Source organism: Agrobacterium tumefaciens, from assembly GCF_005221325.1.
In the GTDB taxonomy this organism is placed as follows: Bacteria; Pseudomonadota; Alphaproteobacteria; order Rhizobiales; family Rhizobiaceae; genus Agrobacterium.
In genome coordinates this window covers 1,251,516-1,267,742 of the sequence record NZ_CP039889.1, presented here as the reverse complement: position 1 = coordinate 1,267,742, position 16,227 = coordinate 1,251,516, and the positions used below count along the sequence as shown (strand labels likewise).

The following is a 16,227-nucleotide window of genomic DNA, read 5'->3' as shown; positions in this document are numbered from 1 at the left end:
CCATTCTCCCCGACCGGCTGTCCCGAGGCGTGCTGCAAGGCCGCTGGGCATCAGACCGAGAGGAGGCCCGGCATTAAGGAGAGACGGACACATGCGCCATAGTCTCCATCCAGTTTACTGTCGTAAACTCGCCCATTCACGTTCATGGCCTCTCCGGCTAGGCAGCTAGTGCTTAAGGACACGCGCGAGGAAGGAGCGGGCCCGCTCGTTCTGTGGATCGTCGAAGAACGCGTCCGGCTTTCCGACTTCCAGAATAGTGCCCTGGTCAATGTAGACGATCCGGTCCGCCACCTCGCGGGCGAAACCCATTTCATGTGTCACGATCATCATCGTCATCCCGTCGGCAGCAAGCTCACGCATGACATCCAGAACCTCGCCGATCATTTCCGGATCGAGGGCGGAGGTGGGCTCGTCAAACAGCATCAGGTGAGGTTCCATCGCCAGAGATCGGGCAATCGCCACGCGCTGCTGCTGGCCACCGGAGAGCTGGCCGGGATATTTATGCGCGTGCGCCTTGAGGCCGACACGATCCAGCAATTTCATCGCCGTCGCCTCGGCCTCATCCTTTGATTTTCCGCGAACGCGCATCGGGGCGATCGTGATGTTCTCGGTGACTGTCTTGTGCGGGAACAGGTTAAACTGCTGGAACACCATGCCGACACCTTTACGGATCGCGGCAAGTTCCTTCTCTCCGCCGAGACGCCGGTCCTCCTCGACGGGCATTTGAAACCCGTCGACCACGAGACTGCCGTCCTGATACATTTCCAGCCCGTTGACGCAGCGGATCAACGTGGATTTGCCGGAGCCGCTCGCCCCGATCACGACGACGACCTCGCCGCGGGCGACGGTGAGATCGATGCCTTTCAGGACATGGTGCGCCCCGTAGAACTTGTTGAGGTTTTTCATTTCAACGATTGAGCTCATGAAAGCTGCTCCTGAATTGCGTCGATCAGCGGCTGCCGCGTGCCAGATGCGCTTCGAGCTTGCGGGCGACGAAGGTAATCATGGAGCCGACGAGGAAATAGGTGAGGAAAAGGAAGGAATAGACCTCGTAGGTCCGGTCGCCATATTCCGGATTGGCGAGAATCATCTGGCCTGCGCGCAGGAAATCGGTAAGGCCGATGATGAAGACAAGCGGTGCGGTGTTGAAGATATCGAGTACGTTGCCGACCAGCGGCGGCACGACCACGCGGATCGCCTGCGGCAGGACGATCGACCTGTTGATATCGAACTCGCTCATGCCGAGCGAGCGCGCCGCTTCGGTCTGGCCGCGCGCCACGGCCTGCAGTCCGCTGCGCACATATTCGGCGACGTAGGCGGAGTAGAAGATCGTGAAGCCGATCATGCCGCGCACCACATCCGCCAGGTTCAACTGCGGCGTCATCACCGGCATGAGAATCCATATCCAATAGACGACCATGATCAGCGGCACCGAGCGCATTACCTCGATATAGGCCGTGCAGATCCAGCGGACGCTCGAGAAGCGGCTGCGCCGGCCGAAGGCAAGCAGGATACCGATGGGCAGTGAGAGGATCGCCGTGACGACAGTGAGCAGGATGCTCAAAAGCAGGCCGCCCCAAACACCGGCGCCGGGCGGCGACATCACCGCGAAGACGGCGATGAGGCCGATGAAGGTCACCGGCACCAGCCCTTTTCGCAAAAGTGGAATCCGGGAGGTCAGCACCCAGCCGCATGCAAAGAGTGCGACCGTCGCCGCGAGGAACGTCAGGTTCGTCACATCGGTGATGCCGGTAGCGACAATCAAAAGCGCAAGCACGGCAACGAGGAAGCCCGCGTGTCGCACCCTGAAGGTGAAGACACATCCGAGCGCCGACCCGACAAGACCCGCGATGATGACGATGGCAATCCATGTCCGCCAGGCCTGATCGACCGGGAAGATACCGATCATCAGAACGCGAAGGCTTGCCGGGATGATGTCCCATCGCGCCGTCGTCAGTGCCCACGCAACCGCCTCATAGGTAAGCCATAGCACGCCCGGAATGACGATGACGGACAGCAGTACATCGAACGGCTTTGCGAACAGGTTGTGCCGCGACCATTTCAGGGGTTTGGCAATCATCGCAGGGCTCCGCGCTTGGTCAGGCGCCGATCAGCCCAGCTCACCGCCGCACTGATGACCCAACTGAGGATCAGATAGGACACCATGACGATGACGATACCCTCCAGGCTGTGACCCGTCTGGTTCGCGATGGTTCCGTAGATATTGAAGAGATCGGGATAACCGATGGCGATGCCCAGGGCCGTGTTCTTCGCAAGGCTGATGTACTGATTGCCGAAGGACGGCAGGACGACGCGGAAAACCTGCGGAAGAATGATGTCGCGGACGGTGTCGCGGTGGCTCAGCCCCACGGCGGCGGCGGCCTCCCACTGCCCCTTCGGCAGAGCATCGATGGCGCCCCGCACGATCTCTGCAATGTAGGATGCGCTGTTAAAAATGATGGCGAGAAGGAGAGCCGCCATTTCGGGGCTCATGCTCGTACCACCGCGCGCCTGGAATTTCGAGACGACGGGAACATCGAGGCCAACGAGGCCGGTCGCGAACATCACAATGCAGAGCACGACGATCACGCCGGCGCAGATCCAGCGAGCCGTCTTGTGGCGATCAAAAATCAGCCCCAGGAGCGCAACACAGAACGCAGTCGCGACGCCGATGCCAAGCATCGAATCGTCTCCCTGCCAGACAGGCATGGGGAAATAGAGGCCCTGCTGGCTGATCACCACCCCATAGAACTTCGCGGCCGAGGCAATCGGCGGAAAGTGGAGAACGACGGCGAAGTACCAGAAGACGATCTGGATGAGGAGCGGGGTATTGCGGACAAGTTCGACACACCAGAACGACAGATTGCGCACGACCCAGTTGGTCGAGAGCCGACCGACGCCCAGCAACGTTCCGAGCACGGTGCTGAGGAGAATGCCGAGAACGGCAACCTTGATGGTGTTCACGATACCTGTGACGAAAGCCTGTGCAATCGAAAGGCTGGATGTGAAGCTGCCAAGCCTTGGCCAGGTGTCCCCTCCAAGAAGGAGGGTCTTGCCCTCGCTGATGTCGAAACCGGCTGCATCCCAGAGGAACGAAAAGCTGAACCGGATGCCGTGCCGTGCCAGTCCCTCCTTGACGGCGAGGGCGAAAAGCACGACCAGGGCGGCCGCAACTGCAATGATGGCCAGTTGCGTGGCGTGATACCTCATTCGATTGCGCCGGCGGCGCAAGAGCAGCCGTTCGCCATCGACCGTTGCATTGGTCGTTAGATCACTAGTCATGTCGGAGTCCCGGTCGGCTACGAGAAGCCGGGGCGAAGAGCGCCGCCCCGGCATTCAATGGAGTGGATCAGTTCCAAAGCGGAGAATAGATCGCGCCGCCCTGTGTCCAGAGCGCATTGGGCGTGCCCTTGCGGTCGAGGAACATCTTCGTGTTCGGGCCAAGATTACGCTCATAGACCTCGCCATAATTGCCGACAGCCTTGATCGCCTGCATGACGAAATCATCGGAAAGGCCGAAGTCGTTGCCGTAACCGCCACCGACGCCGAGGAATTTCTGAACGAAGGGGTCCTCGCTCTTCACCTTCTCATCGAGATTGGCCTGGGTGATCTCGGATTCTTCAGCCTGGAACAGGCCGTAGGTGACCCAGCGCAGCGCATTGCGCCACTTGGAATCGTTGGCCGCGACGAAACCTCCAAAGGGCGATTTGTCGAGCGTATCGGGGAGGATATGGAAGTCGGAGGGCTTCGGAGAATTGCCTGCCCAGGCGGCGAGCGCAGACTTGTCGGTGCTCATCGCGTTGCAGCGGCCGGAATTGAGAGCGGCAAAGAGTTTTTCTAGGTTTTCGTAGGTGAGAACCTTGGAGCCTGTCCAGCTCCGCGCCTTGAAGGCGCTGGTGAGAACCGTTTCGGTCACGGAGCCCTGCGTCGTGCAGAAGGTCGCGCCGTCAAGATCGGCAAATTCATGCACGCCGGAGTCCGTCTTCACCATGACGCCCGTGCCGTCGTAGAAATTCACAGGCAGGAAGTCGATGGCGATCGAGGATTCGCGCGCCGGCTTGATGGTAGTATGCGCAAAGACGACATCGACCTGGTTGGTGAGTACCGCGTCGAAGCGGCTCTTATCCGTAACGGTGACGAACTTGACCTTCGAGGCATCGCCGAGGACGGCAGCGGCAACAGCGCGGCAGAAGTCGACGTCGAGGCCTTCCATACGGCCCGTCGTGGTGTTGAGGTAACCGAACCCGGGCGCGGTGTTGTCCGTGCCGCAATTCAGCGTCCCGCGCTGTTTGACGGTGTCGAGGACGGAGGCAGATGCCTGACCTGCGGTAAGGGCGAGACCGGCAAATACGCCGGCCGTGACAAGCTTGTTCAGTTTCATTGCGTTCCCCTGTGAATATCGCGAGCGCCCTGCATGCTGATACAGGGCCCGGTTCTCATGCCGAGAGCTGATTTGGGCGATAGGGCAACAGCGGCTTTTGCCGTTCTGTCACTAATGTTCCCGCCATTGGCCTAAGCTCGCTTCCGGTAGCCGTTGCGAACCCATATCAATCGACAGGGGAACGATAGAAACGCGGTATGTTCAGGTCTACTTAATTTTCCTGTAGCTACTATTTAGGAAATCTGTTGAATTGCTCGTCTACCTTCAGGCGTGGCGGCGTCTGGTCAATCTTGTTTGCCGCCAGTCACGGTCGGGAAATGGTAGTGGGTTTCGATCCTGGCATTCACCTCTTCGATAAACGCCTGTACTGCCGGGCTGCGCTTCTCCCCTCTGCGGAAAGCCAGTGAGATCTTGCGTCGGATTTCCGGTTCGAGCCTGCATACCCAGACATCCTCAAGGTCATAACTCGCCCGCAGGCCGGGCAGGATTGATATTCCATATCCCTCACGGATGAGAGCGATTGTCACTTCAAAGCCCTTGCAGCGAGCGACGATATTCGGTGTGAAGCCGGCCTCCTGGCACGCATCGGTAATCATGCGGTTATAGGTGGAGGAGGCGGTATCGAGTGCCCAGCGCTCATCGCGCAGCTGGTGCAGCTTGACGGTCGGCTGTTCAGCCAGCGCGTGAGTTTGTGAGACCATGACGTTGAAGACGTCCTCCATCAGAGGGATCGTCTCGATGTTTGGATCGATGGCACCCGTGGGAACGTTAAGGTCGTCGATGATTGCGATATCCGTCTGCCAGCTGCGAAGCGCCGCCAGGCTTTCTGCAGGCTCCATTTCATCGAACTGAACCGTGAGGCGCGGATGGACCCGATGTAGTTCGTGGATTGCGCCTGCCACGACAGCCGCCGCTATCGACGGAAACGCCGCCACCCGCAGTTCGCCAGCAATGACCTTCTTCAGCTCCGCAATATCGGCCCGCGCCGATTCCAGCTCGATCAGAATCCGTTCTGCACGCTCGACAAGCTGCTTGCCGGCCGGCGTCAACTCGACGCCGCGACCGCGCCGTTCGATAAGGCTGATGCCGACCTCCTGTTCGAGAAGCGCGATTTGCTGCGAGACCGCGGACGGCGAGACGTAAAGCGCGTCGGCAACCGCTGCCATGGTCTTGCGGATCGACAGTTCGCGCAGCGCGCGCAAGCGGGCAAGGTCCACTCTTTCCTCCTCGTTCTCGAAAATGAATGATTAGCAAATCAGAACGTATGTGCAAATATTATTAACTTTTTCTGCATCGATGTCCTGACTAGCCTTTCTCCAGGCATCATTCCGCGGAGACAGGTCATGACCCAACAAAACGATACCCATTTCAATATACCCGTACATCAGCGTGATCCGCTCATCGCCCAGGCGCTCGACAATGAACGTGCCCGCCAGCAGAACCAGATCGAGTTGATCGCTTCGGAAAATATCGTCAGCCGCGCGGTTCTCGATGCGCTCGGCCACGAAATGACGAACAAGACACTTGAAGGTTATCCGGGCAACCGTTTCCATGGCGGCGGCCAGTTCGTCGACGTCGTCGAGCAGGCGGCAATCGACCGGGCCAAGGAACTCTTCGGCTGCGCCTATGCCAATGTCCAGCCGCATTCCGGCACCCAAGCGAACCTCGCCGTCTTCTTCCTCCTGATGAAGCCGGGCGAAAAGGTCCTGTCGCTCGATCTCGCCGCTGGCGGCCATCTGTCGCATGGCATGAAGGGCAACCTCTCGGGTCGCTGGTTCGAGGCACATAATTACACCGTAAATTCGCAGAACGAAGTCATCGACTATGACGAGATGGAGCGTATCGCAGAAGAGGTCCGCCCGAAGCTTCTGATTACCGGCGGCTCTGCCTATCCGCGCGAACTGGACTTCGAGCGCATGGCGAAGATCGCCAAGAAGGTCGGCGCTTACTTCATGGTTGACATGGCGCATATCGCCGGGCTGGTCGCGGGCGGCGCGCACCCCTCGCCCTTCCCGCATGCGGATATCGTCACCTGCACGACCACGAAGACGCTTCGCGGCCCGCGCGGTGGCCTCATCCTCACCAATAATGAGGAATGGTTCAAGAAGCTGCAGGCCGCCGTCTTCCCCGGTGTGCAGGGCTCGCTGCACAGCAATGTACTCGCGGCCAAAGCGATATGCCTCGGCGAAGCATTGCGCGATGATTTCAAGACCTATGCGCACCAAGTGAAGGCGAATGCCAGGGTGCTGGCTGAAACGCTGGCCGATCGCGGCATCCGCATCGTCTCGGGCGGCACCGATACGCATATCGTGCTGCTCGACCTGTCCAGCAAGGGACTTAACGGCAAGCAGGTCGAAGACGTGCTGGCGCGCGCCAACATCACATCGAACAAGAACCCGATTCCCGGCGACAGCCCTCGCCCCGCGGAATGGGTCGGAATGCGCCTCGGCACATCAGCGGCAACGACCCGCGGCCTGAAGGAGGAAGAATTCAAGCTCCTTGGCAATACCATTGCCGATCTCATCGAGGCGGAAGCGGCCGGCAAGGCCGACGACGTCGTTGCGGCCGCAAAGGCGAAGGTCGCCGAACTGACGGCCGCCTTCCCGGTCTACGCACACTAGGGCCTTTCGTGCGGTGGATGAGTGCCGCGTGATACGGCGCTCATTCCGGCCGCCAGCCTGATGATCTTGGACGATAGGAAAGGAAACGTCATGGGAATGGACAGGATTGCCGCCGACAGGATCATCGATGGCAAGAAATTCGCTGGCAGCCTGCTGGACGACATTACGGCTAGGGTAGCAAGGCTCAAGGATGCGGCCGGCGCTGTACCCGGCCTTGCCGTGGTGCTCGTCGGCGCCGATCCGGCCAGTGCGGTCTATGTCGGCTCGAAACACCGCCAGACGGTGGCGGCCGGGATGAACTCCTTCAAGTACGAGCTTGCGGCCGAAACGACACAAGATGAACTCGTGGCGCTGATCGGCCAGCTCAATGTTGATCCCGTCGTGCACGGCATCCTCGTACAATTGCCCCTGCCCGCCCATCTCGACACCAATGCCGTTATCCAGGGTATCAACCCCGACAAGGACGTCGACGGCTTCCACATCTCCAATGCCGGCCTGCTTTCCATCGGCCAGCCGGCGCTGGTGCCGTGCACGCCGCTCGGTTGCCTCATGCTGCTGAAGGACCAGATCGGCGATGACCTGTCCGGCCTCCACGCCGTCGTCATCGGCAAGTCCAACATCGTCGGCAAGCCGATGGCACAATTGCTGCTTTCGGAGAACTGCACGGTGACCATCGCCCATTCACGCACCGGAAATACGCCGGAGCTTTGCCGCGCGGCCGATATCCTCGTCGTCGCCGTCGGCAGGCCGGGCCTCGTGCGCGGTGACTGGATCAAGCCGGGAGCCGTGGTTATCGACGTTGGCATCAACCGCGTGGAAATCGATGGCAAGTCGCGCATCGTCGGCGACGTTGCCTTCGAGGAAGCCCGCCATGCCGGTGCCATCACGCCGGTTCCGGGTGGCGTCGGCCCCATGACCATCGCCTGCTTGCTTTCCAATACGCTCACGGCCTTCTGCCGCCAGCATTCCATTTCGATCGACTGATCGGCCCGAAAGGATCGCCAATGTCCGCTCTTTCCAACCGCTATGCCCTGCGCGTCGCCTGCCCCTCCATACGCGGCGTGACCGCCGCTATCGCGACCTATCTGTCCGCCAACGGCTGCAACATATCTGATAGCGCCCAGTTCGACGACAAAACCACCGGCCGTTACTTCATGCGCGTCAGCTTCCAGTCCGAGGACGGCCGCACACTGGAAGAATTGCGCGGCGGCTTCGCCGAGATCGCTGCGACCTATCAGGCGGAAACCGAGTTTTTTGACGAGACGACCAAACGCAAGGTCATCCTCATGGTCTCGCGTTTCGGTCACTGCCTCAACGACCTGCTCTACCGCTGGAAGATCGGCGCGCTGCCGATCGATATCGTCGGCGTCATCTCCAATCATTTCGACTATCAGAAGGTCGTCGTGAACCACGACATCCCTTTCCACCACATCAAGGTGACCAAGGAGAACAAGCCGGAAGCCGAAGCCGAGCAGATGCGCATCGTGAAGGAGACGGGTGCCGAACTCATCGTCCTTGCCCGCTACATGCAGGTTCTCTCCGACGAGATGTGCCGGACGATGTCGGGGCGGATCATCAACATCCACCACTCATTCCTGCCGTCGTTCAAGGGTGCGAACCCCTACAAGCAGGCCTTCGAGCGCGGCGTGAAGCTGATTGGCGCGACCTCGCACTACGTCACCGCCGACCTCGACGAGGGCCCGATCATCGAGCAGGACACCGTTCGCGTCACGCACGCCCAGAGCGCCGACGACTATGTCAGCCTCGGCCGAGACGTGGAGAGCCAGGTGCTTGCGCGCGCCATCCATGCACATATCCACGGCCGCGTGTTCATCAACGGCAACAAGACCATCGTCTTCCCGCCATCACCGGGCTCGTTCGTGTCAGAACGGATGGGTTGAACACCTATGTTGAATCTCGCCAGAATATCGAGCAAGCAGAGCGGCGCGCCCTCTTTTAGCAGGATCACAAAATGGTAATCCCACTCCCCGACAATCCCGCCCGCGCGGACGTGCTCGCGGCCCGCCCAACGCTCTGGACAAATCCCCGATACGTCAAGAACGCAATCGAGGATATGTCACTTCCCGTTCGACCTTCGGATGTGGACGAGGCGCATGAGAACTGGCGGCGACTGGCTCCACTGCTTGAAGTCTGCTTTCCGGAGTTGAATGCCACCGCAGGTAAAATCTGTTCCGATCTTATACCGCTTGAAGGCATGCGTGGTGCGCTCGGCTATGACGGCCCTGAATTCGGCAACATCCTGATCAAAGCGGATAGCGCCCTTCCCGTCGCCGGCTCGATCAAGGCGCGCGGCGGTGTCTACGAGGTCTTCATTTTTGCCGAGCAACTGGCAAAGCGGGAAGGCCTGCTGCAAGAGGGACAGGACATTCGCGATCTTGCAAAAGCAGACGCGAAAGCCTTGTTCTCCCGCCATACCATCGCGGTCGGGAGCACCGGAAATCTCGGACTCAGCGTGGGTATCGCATCGCGTGCGCTCGGTTTCAACGCGACGGTGCACATGTCCTCCGACGCAAAGTCGTGGAAAGTGGACCGGCTGACGCGACTTGGTGTCGAGGTCGTTCAGCACGAGGCCGACTACACAACCGCGGTCGAAAACGCCCGCATCGCCGCCGAAAGCGACCCGAGTATCTATTTCGTCGACGACGAACAATCCAGGCATCTTTTCCTCGGCTACAGCGTCGCCGCTCTGGAACTTGCCGACCAACTCAAGGCCCAGGGCATCGCGGTCGATGCCGAACATCCGTTGTTCCTCTACCTGCCCTGCGGCATTGGCGGCGCACCGGGTGGCGTCGCCTATGGCGCAAAGAAGGTCTTTGCGGACAATGTGCACTGCTTCTTCGTGGAGCCGGTTCAATCGCCTTGCGCGCTGGTTCATCTCATGAGCGAAGCCGAAGACCTCGTTTCCGTCTATGACGTCGGCCTGACGAACAAGACGGAAGCCGACGGCATGGCGGTCGCCCGCATGTCCGGCTTCGTCGCCACCGTCATGCGCCACATGTTGGCCGGCGTGTTTACCGCCGACGACCCCTCCCTGTTCCGCTGGCTTCTAAGCGCCCACGAAAATCAGAGGCTCCGCCTCGAGCCGTCGGCGGCAGCGGGTTTTGGAGGTCCCGGCTTTATCCTCAGGCATCCACAGGGAAAGGAGTTCTGCGACACCTGGCAAATCAGCAATCATCTCGCGCGGGCAACGCATGTCATCTGGACAACCGGCGGCTCATTTGTTCCGGAGGAACAATACCAAGCTTTTCTCCACACAGCTCAATCAATCAAATGACCAGCAATAAGCTGGGACCATCGACGTCAGGTTTCCTTGAGGTCGCCGATCAACGTCGGCACCAATTCTCCGACGGTCGGATGGATTGGCACCGCCCACCGGAGTTTTTCGGTTGAGGCTTCCAGGTTCATGGCATCGAGAACGCCGTAGACCGCCTCGTCACCCCCAACCCCGAGGAAGGCCGCGCCGAGTACCTGGTCGGTGTCGGCATCGGCGACAAGTTTCAGGAGGCCGAGCGTCTCACCCTTCTCGATGGCGCGACCGACGCGGCTCATGGGACGGGTCGAGACTTTGATCCGGTGGCCGGCCTCTTTCGCTTGGCGCTCTGTCATGCCAACACGCCCGAGCGGTGGATCGATGTAGAGGCCATAGCCGAGGATGCGGTCGGTAACCTTGCGGTCGTCGCCGTCGAGGAGATTCGCCGCGGCGATCTCGAAATCGTTATAGGATGTGTGGGTGAAGGCCCCTTGCCCATTGCAGTCACCAAGTGCCCAGATGCCCTCGACAGTTGTCTGCAGACGCTCATCCACCGTGATGAAGCCGCGCCGATCGGTCTCGACGCCGGCAAGATCGAGGCCAAGATCGTCGGTATTCGGCTGGCGTCCGACGGCGACCAGGATATGGCTGCCACGGACTTCGCCCTGATCCGTATGCACGACCACGTCTGCGCCGTCTCTGGCGACGGACAGCAGATTGCGGCCCCGGAAAACGTTAATGCCATCCTTGGTCAGGATATCCGCGATGGCTTCCGAGATATCCGTATCCTCCCGAGCCGCCAGGTGCTGCCCGCGTTCGATGACAGGGACCTCAGCACCGAATCGCCGATACATCTGGGCGAATTCCAATCCGATATAACTGCCACCGAGAACAACCAGATGCTTCGGCAGTTCCTCCAGCGCGATCATCGACGTGCTCGTGAGATAAGGCACGTCGGCGAGGCCCGGAACATCGGGGATATGCGGCCGCGCGCCCACATTGATGAAAATCTGCGAAGCGGTGTAGTGTTTCCCGTCCACGGACACCGCCTTCGCGGCGACGAATTTGGCGTGGCCATAGACCACATCCATCGTCTCGAGGCTGTCGAACCAGGCCGCCAGACCGCTTCTCGCGTCAAGGGTCACCTTCCGGGCGCGGGCCGCCACGGCCGGCATGTTCATGATCGGCTCGCCATCAATCTTGACGCCGAATTCCGATGCACGCCGTGCGACCTCGGCGGTCTTGGCACTGGCGACCAGGGCCTTTGTCGGCATGCATCCGGCGTTTACGCAGGTTCCGCCAAGAAACTTCCGTTCGATCAGGACTACCTTGCGGCCCATCGCGGCCATGCGGGCGGCGAGGAACGGTCCGGCCTGTCCGGCTCCAATGAAGATCGCGTCATACTCCCTCATGACACGGTCGTCGCGATGAGCAGTGCAAGTGCAATGGCGATCGCATCTTCGATCAGGGCGGCGGGGAGATCACGGCCGAACCGGTTGGCGAGATGGGCGCGACCAGCCGCACCGCCAAATGTTCCGATCACAGCGCCGATGACACCCGCGAGGAGCCCAACAACCACCATGCCCTCAGTTGCGGCTATCGCCGCACCGCTGAGAGCGCCCGTCGCGATACGTGCTCCGAACTGCATGGGCACTTTGCGTGAAGGCGTGCTGGGAAGCTGGTCGGTGATGAGTTCGACGATGGCAAGCACGGTAAAAATCGCCACGGCCCAGATCGACCCCATGAAGGAGAGACTGCTTTGGGAAATATCGAACCATCCGAGATAGGCACCCCAGGCAACTGCGGCGGGAGCGGTCATGGCGCGTAGACCGGCGACGATTCCTATGAGAATTGTGAGAAGAATGAGCATGCAGGTCCCCTGAAAGTTGCGCAAATCAAGAACGTGCCGCGGTGCCTGGTGGGCGGACAGATGGCGGGACTAACGTAGCGCGTCTGGAGGCACCAGCTCTTGAGGACGGCCGGATGTCAGCGTTGACCATGCCCCTATTGATCGTCCACATGCCCTGACCCAGGCCCGGTAAGTCTTGAGCGTACCATTCCCGAGCAGTTCGGTCGATAGCGGTGCAGAATCGACGCAGAGAACGAGATCACACAGCGGCCAACCGTGGTGAACCTCTATTCAGATCGCTGACGTGTCGGCGGCGGCACCCCTAGCTCGATCTGTGTGCTCGGATGGTCCGCAAGCCATGTTCGCCGCTCTCGATGAGCGTGCCAGTCAAGATCAGACAGGGGGCGAGTTTCCGGCATTTTAGCAACTCATGCACTTGCAAGTGAGGCGCCGAGAAGAGCCCTGGCCTCACGACGATAATGATCCACACCATCATCGTCCCGGTCGCGGCGGCTCGGCAGATCGACCGCGATTTCCCCAATGATGTGCCCCGGCCAGGGCTTCATCACCACAATCCGGTGCGCCAGTAAGACGGCCTCATCAATATCGTGGGTGACAAGGATGATCGTCGGGCGGCTTTCTTCCCATATGTCCAGAAGATGGTTTTGCAGGGCGGCCCGTGTCAGCGCATCGAGCGCCGAGAACGGTTCATCGAGAAGCAGGACTTCGGGCTGTGTCACCAATGCCCGGGCGATCGCGACACGTTGCGCCTGCCCACCGGAAAGTTCCTTGGGCAACCGGTCCTCGTATCCTTCGAGATGGACTTGCCCGAGAGCGAGACGAATTCGTCGGTCCCGCTCAAGAGCCGGCAGATCGGTCAGGCCGAACGCAATATTGTCCCGGACCGTCAGCCAAGGCAGCAGGCGCGGCTCCTGAAATATCAGGTTGATCAGCGGATGCGGCTCTGTGACCGTTTCGCCATTGATTGCTACCGCTCCACGGCTCGGCCGTTCAAGTCCGCTGATCAGCCGCAAAAGCGTACTCTTGCCGCAACCGGAGCCGCCGATCACTACGAGGATTTCTCCGCGCGGCACGCCGAGCGTGAAGCCGCCAAGCGCCTGAACACCGTTACCATAGGTCTTGGAAAGTCCGCTGAGCGACAGCATCACGCCCCCTCCCGCTTGAAATTGTCCTGCCAGGCGACGAGCGGCGATGTCAGCAACACCAGTAATCCATCGGATAGTTTACCGATGACGGCGAAAATGATGATCGACGCCACGATTTGATCGGGCTTGCCAAGCTGCTGGCCATCGACCAGCAGATAACCCAAGCCTTCGGAGGCGCCCATGAATTCGGCGGCAACCACGAACATCCAGCCAAGCCCAAGGCCCGAACGCAACGAGACGATGAAGGATGGCAGGACCGCAGGAAACAGGATGCGGCGCACGAGACCGAAGCCGGATAGTCTGAAAATCCGGCCGACCTCGACGATCTTGCGATCGACCGAAAGAAGCGCCGTCGAGACGCCGAGATAGACGGGGAAAAATACCCCGGTCGCAATGAGGACAACCTTCGACGTTTCAAAAATGCCGAACCACAGGATGAACAGCGGAACCCAGGCGATCGACGGGATGGCACGCAGGGCCTGCAGTGTCGGATCGATCAGACTTCGGGCAACACCAAAAAAGCCGGTTATGCTGCCGAGTAAGGCGCCAGCCAGTGACCCCGCGACAAAACCGAACAGCACCCGCAGACAGGTCGCGCCGACATGTTGATAGAGATCGCCCGCCTGCGCCAGCTGCCATAGCGTGGCGATGATCCGCGAAGGCGGCGGAACAAGGCGCCCCGTCGCCAACCCCGAAGAGACAACGAGCTCCCAGATTAGAAAACCGCCGGCAGGAAGGAGTATGGCGAGCAGTGCCCGTTTGAGAACGGGCGGCACCTTCGGCTCACGGCTTTCTCCTTGCACCCCATCCTGTTCCGCCAGAATATCGGTCGTGGTCACCTCCCGCACCCGTTACTGAACGAGGGCTTCGCTGAAGCTTGGATCGATGAGCTTGTCGGTCTCGGCGGCAATATCGGCTCCAGCCGGCAGCACCCCGGCCTGTTGCAGGGCAAGTCCCGCTTTCAGGATCGTCTCCCGCTGTTCCGAGCCGATGCGGGAATATTGCAGGTCGGTGCGTTCCAGCTGCTTGGCGATGACCGCCTCAGGCAGCTTGGCAGCTTCGATAAGGGCCGCCTGCAGCGCCCCCGGATCGGCAAGCGCGCGCTTGCGCGCCTGTTCGTAGACGCCCAGCACCCGTTTCACGACATCAGGATGCTCGGCGGCAAAAGTTTCGGTGGTGTTTAGCACACCCCAGCTATTGTTCTCAGGCTTGCGATAAAACAGCTTTGCGCCATCTTCCACTTCGGCAGCGGCCATCAGCGGATCAAGACCAGCCCAGGCATCGACATCCCCCCGGGTCAGCGCAAGACGACCATCAGCATGCTGCAGCAGAACGAACTTCACGTCGCCATCCTTCAATCCGGCATCGGCCAGCGCCCGGACGAGAAAGATATGTGGGTCGGTGCCACGGGTAACCGCAACCGATTTACCCTTGAGGTCGGCAACGCTGGCAATCTTGGAATCCTTGCCGGTTACCAGCGCGGTCCATTCCGGACGCGAATAAACATAGACCGATTTGATGGGATTGCCGTTGACACGCGCGATCAGCGCGGCGGCGCCAGCCGTGGAACCGAAATCGATTGAGCCGGCATTGAGAAATTCAAGCGCCTTGTTCGAACCGGCCGATTGCACCCACCGTATGGCGATACCGTCCTTTTCGAACTCCTTTTCCAAAAGCCCTTCCTTTTTGAGAAGAAGGCCAACCGGATTGTAGGTCGCCCAGTCGATGCGGATTTCCGACAGGTCGGCGGCGGCAACCGGTGCCAGCCCCAGACCGATGAAGGCGGCAACCGCCGCAAGTCTTGCTATGATCGACCGCATGAATGAGCCCTCTCCGGCGCGAACTGATAATCGTCGGAGCCTAGGGACTTGATCGTGTCACGATAAGGAAAGATGTTCCATAGTATTGTTTGTATATGGAATTTATCAGCTTAAATGAGCCATGCGGTGATCCAAAAATTTGGCGCATACCCTCCTTGTCGAAGCGCTGCCGTGTTGAGCCTCTCTTAGCCGGCAGGAAACCGTTTCAGCCTGCCCTGACACCGTCATCGACGATCAGCGGATAACGACCAGTTCCTTCAGCAATTGCGGCTCGGTCCAGATCGTAGGGGGAAACATCCACAGCACGCCGCCCTGCACAAAAGTTCGACGCACCGTTGACACTACCCCTCTGCCGGACGGTGCGTGTCCACATCAGGGATGCGGGCACCTTTGAAATTCATCGCAACCGATGCCAGATAAAAGAAACCCTCCGCGAAGGAGGGTTTCCCATTGGCCTGTGACCGAAGTGTGCGATGCTCCAAAAGAGCAAAAACGATGGCGCTAGAGAGCGCTTTGTCGAACGACTGTGATTTTGCCGAGCTCGACCAAGGGCGTAACGTCAAGCCGCTGCCCTTCACCAGACAAATCAAGGCTGTATCGAAATATCTTTTCGACTGGCTGATCGTCATTCTCATGGATTTTTTCCGTCCCGGTATACGGGCCGGCAGGAATGGGAATGCCCGAGGTTTCACAATCCTCGAGAGCGCGAAAACGTACAGGTGCACCTTCCATTTGTTCCTCCATAGGTTCAGTCAAATGAAAACCAATGCAGCGGGTACTGCCGGAATATAATGCGTTGAAACGAATCGTGAGGCAATCAGCGAAATCTGATGGAGGAAAAACGAACCTCGCCCGGATGAATTATCCGGCACGCAAAGCGACAGACCAGCTCTCCAGATCCGACAATCGACAGTTCCGGCGGTGCGGCGTGTGCATTGCCTTCGGCATCGGTTGGGGAACACTGGTCGCCGCCGAGTTGATTGCCTCCACGCGCGGTATCGGCTTCCTCATCATGTCGGCCGCACAGTTCCCGGCGACCGATGTGGTGTTCGTCGGCATCGCCATCATCTCCGTCTGCGCCTTCGGCTTCGGCTTACCTGCGCGGGAGGATTTGCGTCG

At 59.9% G+C, this 16,227-nt stretch carries 15 protein-coding genes and 1 pseudogene; 5 read left to right on the top strand and 11 right to left on the bottom strand.

The genetic code is table 11. The features are described 5' to 3' along the window. Positions 1-165: 165 nt before the first annotated feature. From CFBP5499_RS20670 to CFBP5499_RS20650, 5 genes are all read right to left on the bottom strand, one after another. Entirely contained in the window at positions 166-924 is a 759-nt protein-coding gene (locus CFBP5499_RS20670) for an amino acid ABC transporter ATP-binding protein (RefSeq protein ID WP_080828787.1), read from the bottom strand. 25 nt (positions 925-949) lie between these two features. Further along, on the bottom strand, positions 950-2,080 hold the full coding sequence (locus tag CFBP5499_RS20665) for an amino acid ABC transporter permease (protein WP_080828792.1): 1,131 nt from the start codon (positions 2,078-2,080) through the stop codon (positions 950-952). Next, the gene (locus tag CFBP5499_RS20660; RefSeq protein WP_080830163.1) at positions 2,077-3,282 is read right to left on the bottom strand and encodes an ABC transporter permease subunit; all 1,206 of its coding nucleotides are present in this window, start codon (positions 3,280-3,282) and stop codon (positions 2,077-2,079) included. Before CFBP5499_RS20660 ends, CFBP5499_RS20665 begins: the two co-directional genes overlap by 4 nt. A gap of 67 nt (positions 3,283-3,349) precedes the next feature. Further along, on the bottom strand, positions 3,350-4,381 hold the full coding sequence (locus tag CFBP5499_RS20655; protein ID WP_080828795.1) for a transporter substrate-binding domain-containing protein: 1,032 nt from the start codon (positions 4,379-4,381) through the stop codon (positions 3,350-3,352). A gap of 284 nt (positions 4,382-4,665) precedes the next feature. Beyond that, positions 4,666-5,598 carry a LysR family transcriptional regulator gene (locus CFBP5499_RS20650; RefSeq protein WP_080828799.1) on the bottom strand — a complete coding sequence of 311 codons (933 nt, stop codon included), beginning with the start codon at positions 5,596-5,598 and terminating at the stop codon, positions 4,666-4,668. Between the two features lie 126 nt (positions 5,599-5,724). Between CFBP5499_RS20650 and glyA the strand changes: the two genes are divergently transcribed. The 4 genes from glyA to CFBP5499_RS20630 all read left to right on the top strand — a co-directional run bounded on the left by glyA (position 5,725) and on the right by CFBP5499_RS20630 (position 10,297). Next, a complete protein-coding gene (gene glyA, locus CFBP5499_RS20645; RefSeq protein ID WP_080828804.1) occupies positions 5,725-7,002 on the top strand; it encodes a serine hydroxymethyltransferase in 1,278 nt (425 codons plus the stop codon). Positions 7,003-7,092: 90 nt separating this feature from the next. Next, the gene (gene folD, locus CFBP5499_RS20640; protein ID WP_080828807.1) at positions 7,093-7,986 is read left to right on the top strand and encodes a bifunctional methylenetetrahydrofolate dehydrogenase/methenyltetrahydrofolate cyclohydrolase FolD; all 894 of its coding nucleotides are present in this window, start codon (positions 7,093-7,095) and stop codon (positions 7,984-7,986) included. Between the two features lie 20 nt (positions 7,987-8,006). Continuing rightward, complete coding sequence (gene purU / locus CFBP5499_RS20635; protein WP_080828810.1) at positions 8,007-8,903, top strand: formyltetrahydrofolate deformylase; 897 nt, start codon at positions 8,007-8,009, stop codon at positions 8,901-8,903. 71 nt (positions 8,904-8,974) lie between these two features. Beyond that, positions 8,975-10,297: a D-serine ammonia-lyase gene (locus CFBP5499_RS20630; RefSeq protein WP_080828812.1), complete on the top strand. Its 1,323-nt coding sequence runs from the start codon at positions 8,975-8,977 to the stop codon at positions 10,295-10,297. Between the two features lie 26 nt (positions 10,298-10,323). Here the strand turns inward: CFBP5499_RS20630 and CFBP5499_RS20625 are convergent, their stop codons facing one another. The 6 genes from CFBP5499_RS20625 to CFBP5499_RS20600 all read right to left on the bottom strand — a co-directional run bounded on the left by CFBP5499_RS20625 (position 10,324) and on the right by CFBP5499_RS20600 (position 15,743). Then, positions 10,324-11,685, bottom strand: coding sequence for an FAD-containing oxidoreductase (locus CFBP5499_RS20625; RefSeq protein ID WP_080828816.1), 1,362 nt, complete (start codon positions 11,683-11,685; stop codon positions 10,324-10,326). After that, positions 11,682-12,143 (bottom strand): DUF4126 family protein, encoded by a 462-nt coding sequence (locus tag CFBP5499_RS20620; RefSeq protein WP_080828822.1) that lies wholly within the window; start codon positions 12,141-12,143, stop codon positions 11,682-11,684. Before CFBP5499_RS20620 ends, CFBP5499_RS20625 begins: the two co-directional genes overlap by 4 nt. 407 nt (positions 12,144-12,550) lie before the next feature. Next, complete coding sequence (locus CFBP5499_RS20615; protein ID WP_080828827.1) at positions 12,551-13,288, bottom strand: ABC transporter ATP-binding protein; 738 nt, start codon at positions 13,286-13,288, stop codon at positions 12,551-12,553. Beyond that, the gene (locus CFBP5499_RS20610; protein ID WP_233284255.1) at positions 13,288-14,091 is read right to left on the bottom strand and encodes an ABC transporter permease; all 804 of its coding nucleotides are present in this window, start codon (positions 14,089-14,091) and stop codon (positions 13,288-13,290) included. The genes CFBP5499_RS20615 and CFBP5499_RS20610 overlap by 1 nt, the downstream gene beginning before the upstream one ends. Before the next feature lie 48 nt (positions 14,092-14,139). Continuing rightward, positions 14,140-15,108, bottom strand: a complete 969-nt coding sequence (locus tag CFBP5499_RS20605) for an aliphatic sulfonate ABC transporter substrate-binding protein (RefSeq protein ID WP_080828830.1) — start codon at positions 15,106-15,108, stop codon at positions 14,140-14,142. 341 nt (positions 15,109-15,449) lie between these two features. After that, positions 15,450-15,743: a hypothetical protein gene (locus CFBP5499_RS20600; protein ID WP_130932543.1), complete on the bottom strand. Its 294-nt coding sequence runs from the start codon at positions 15,741-15,743 to the stop codon at positions 15,450-15,452. 290 nt (positions 15,744-16,033) lie between these two features. On the opposite strand from CFBP5499_RS20600, the pseudogene CFBP5499_RS20595 reads away from it, so the two are divergent. Beyond that, a pseudogene (locus CFBP5499_RS20595) lies at positions 16,034-16,213 on the top strand (taurine transporter subunit); the annotation flags it as partial. Between the last annotated feature and the right edge of the window lie 14 nt (positions 16,214-16,227).

What these genes read in the sequence shown, in the direction of transcription:
- CFBP5499_RS20670 (WP_080828787.1), bottom strand. Translation starts at nt 924, where the DNA reads ATGAGCTCAATCGTTGAAATGAAAAACCTCAACAAGTTCTACGGGGCG.
- CFBP5499_RS20665 (WP_080828792.1), bottom strand. Translation starts at nt 2,080, where the DNA reads ATGATTGCCAAACCCCTGAAATGGTCGCGGCACAACCTGTTCGCAAAG.
- CFBP5499_RS20660 (WP_080830163.1), bottom strand. Translation starts at nt 3,282, where the DNA reads ATGACTAGTGATCTAACGACCAATGCAACGGTCGATGGCGAACGGCTG.
- CFBP5499_RS20655 (WP_080828795.1), bottom strand. Translation starts at nt 4,381, where the DNA reads ATGAAACTGAACAAGCTTGTCACGGCCGGCGTATTTGCCGGTCTCGCC.
- glyA (WP_080828804.1), top strand. Translation starts at nt 5,725, where the DNA reads ATGACCCAACAAAACGATACCCATTTCAATATACCCGTACATCAGCGT.
- folD (WP_080828807.1), top strand. Translation starts at nt 7,093, where the DNA reads ATGGGAATGGACAGGATTGCCGCCGACAGGATCATCGATGGCAAGAAA.
- purU (WP_080828810.1), top strand. Translation starts at nt 8,007, where the DNA reads ATGTCCGCTCTTTCCAACCGCTATGCCCTGCGCGTCGCCTGCCCCTCC.
- CFBP5499_RS20630 (WP_080828812.1), top strand. Translation starts at nt 8,975, where the DNA reads ATGGTAATCCCACTCCCCGACAATCCCGCCCGCGCGGACGTGCTCGCG.
- CFBP5499_RS20625 (WP_080828816.1), bottom strand. Translation starts at nt 11,685, where the DNA reads ATGAGGGAGTATGACGCGATCTTCATTGGAGCCGGACAGGCCGGACCG.
- CFBP5499_RS20620 (WP_080828822.1), bottom strand. Translation starts at nt 12,143, where the DNA reads ATGCTCATTCTTCTCACAATTCTCATAGGAATCGTCGCCGGTCTACGC.
- CFBP5499_RS20615 (WP_080828827.1), bottom strand. Translation starts at nt 13,288, where the DNA reads ATGCTGTCGCTCAGCGGACTTTCCAAGACCTATGGTAACGGTGTTCAG.
- CFBP5499_RS20605 (WP_080828830.1), bottom strand. Translation starts at nt 15,108, where the DNA reads ATGCGGTCGATCATAGCAAGACTTGCGGCGGTTGCCGCCTTCATCGGT.
- CFBP5499_RS20600 (WP_130932543.1), bottom strand. Translation starts at nt 15,743, where the DNA reads ATGAGAATGACGATCAGCCAGTCGAAAAGATATTTCGATACAGCCTTG.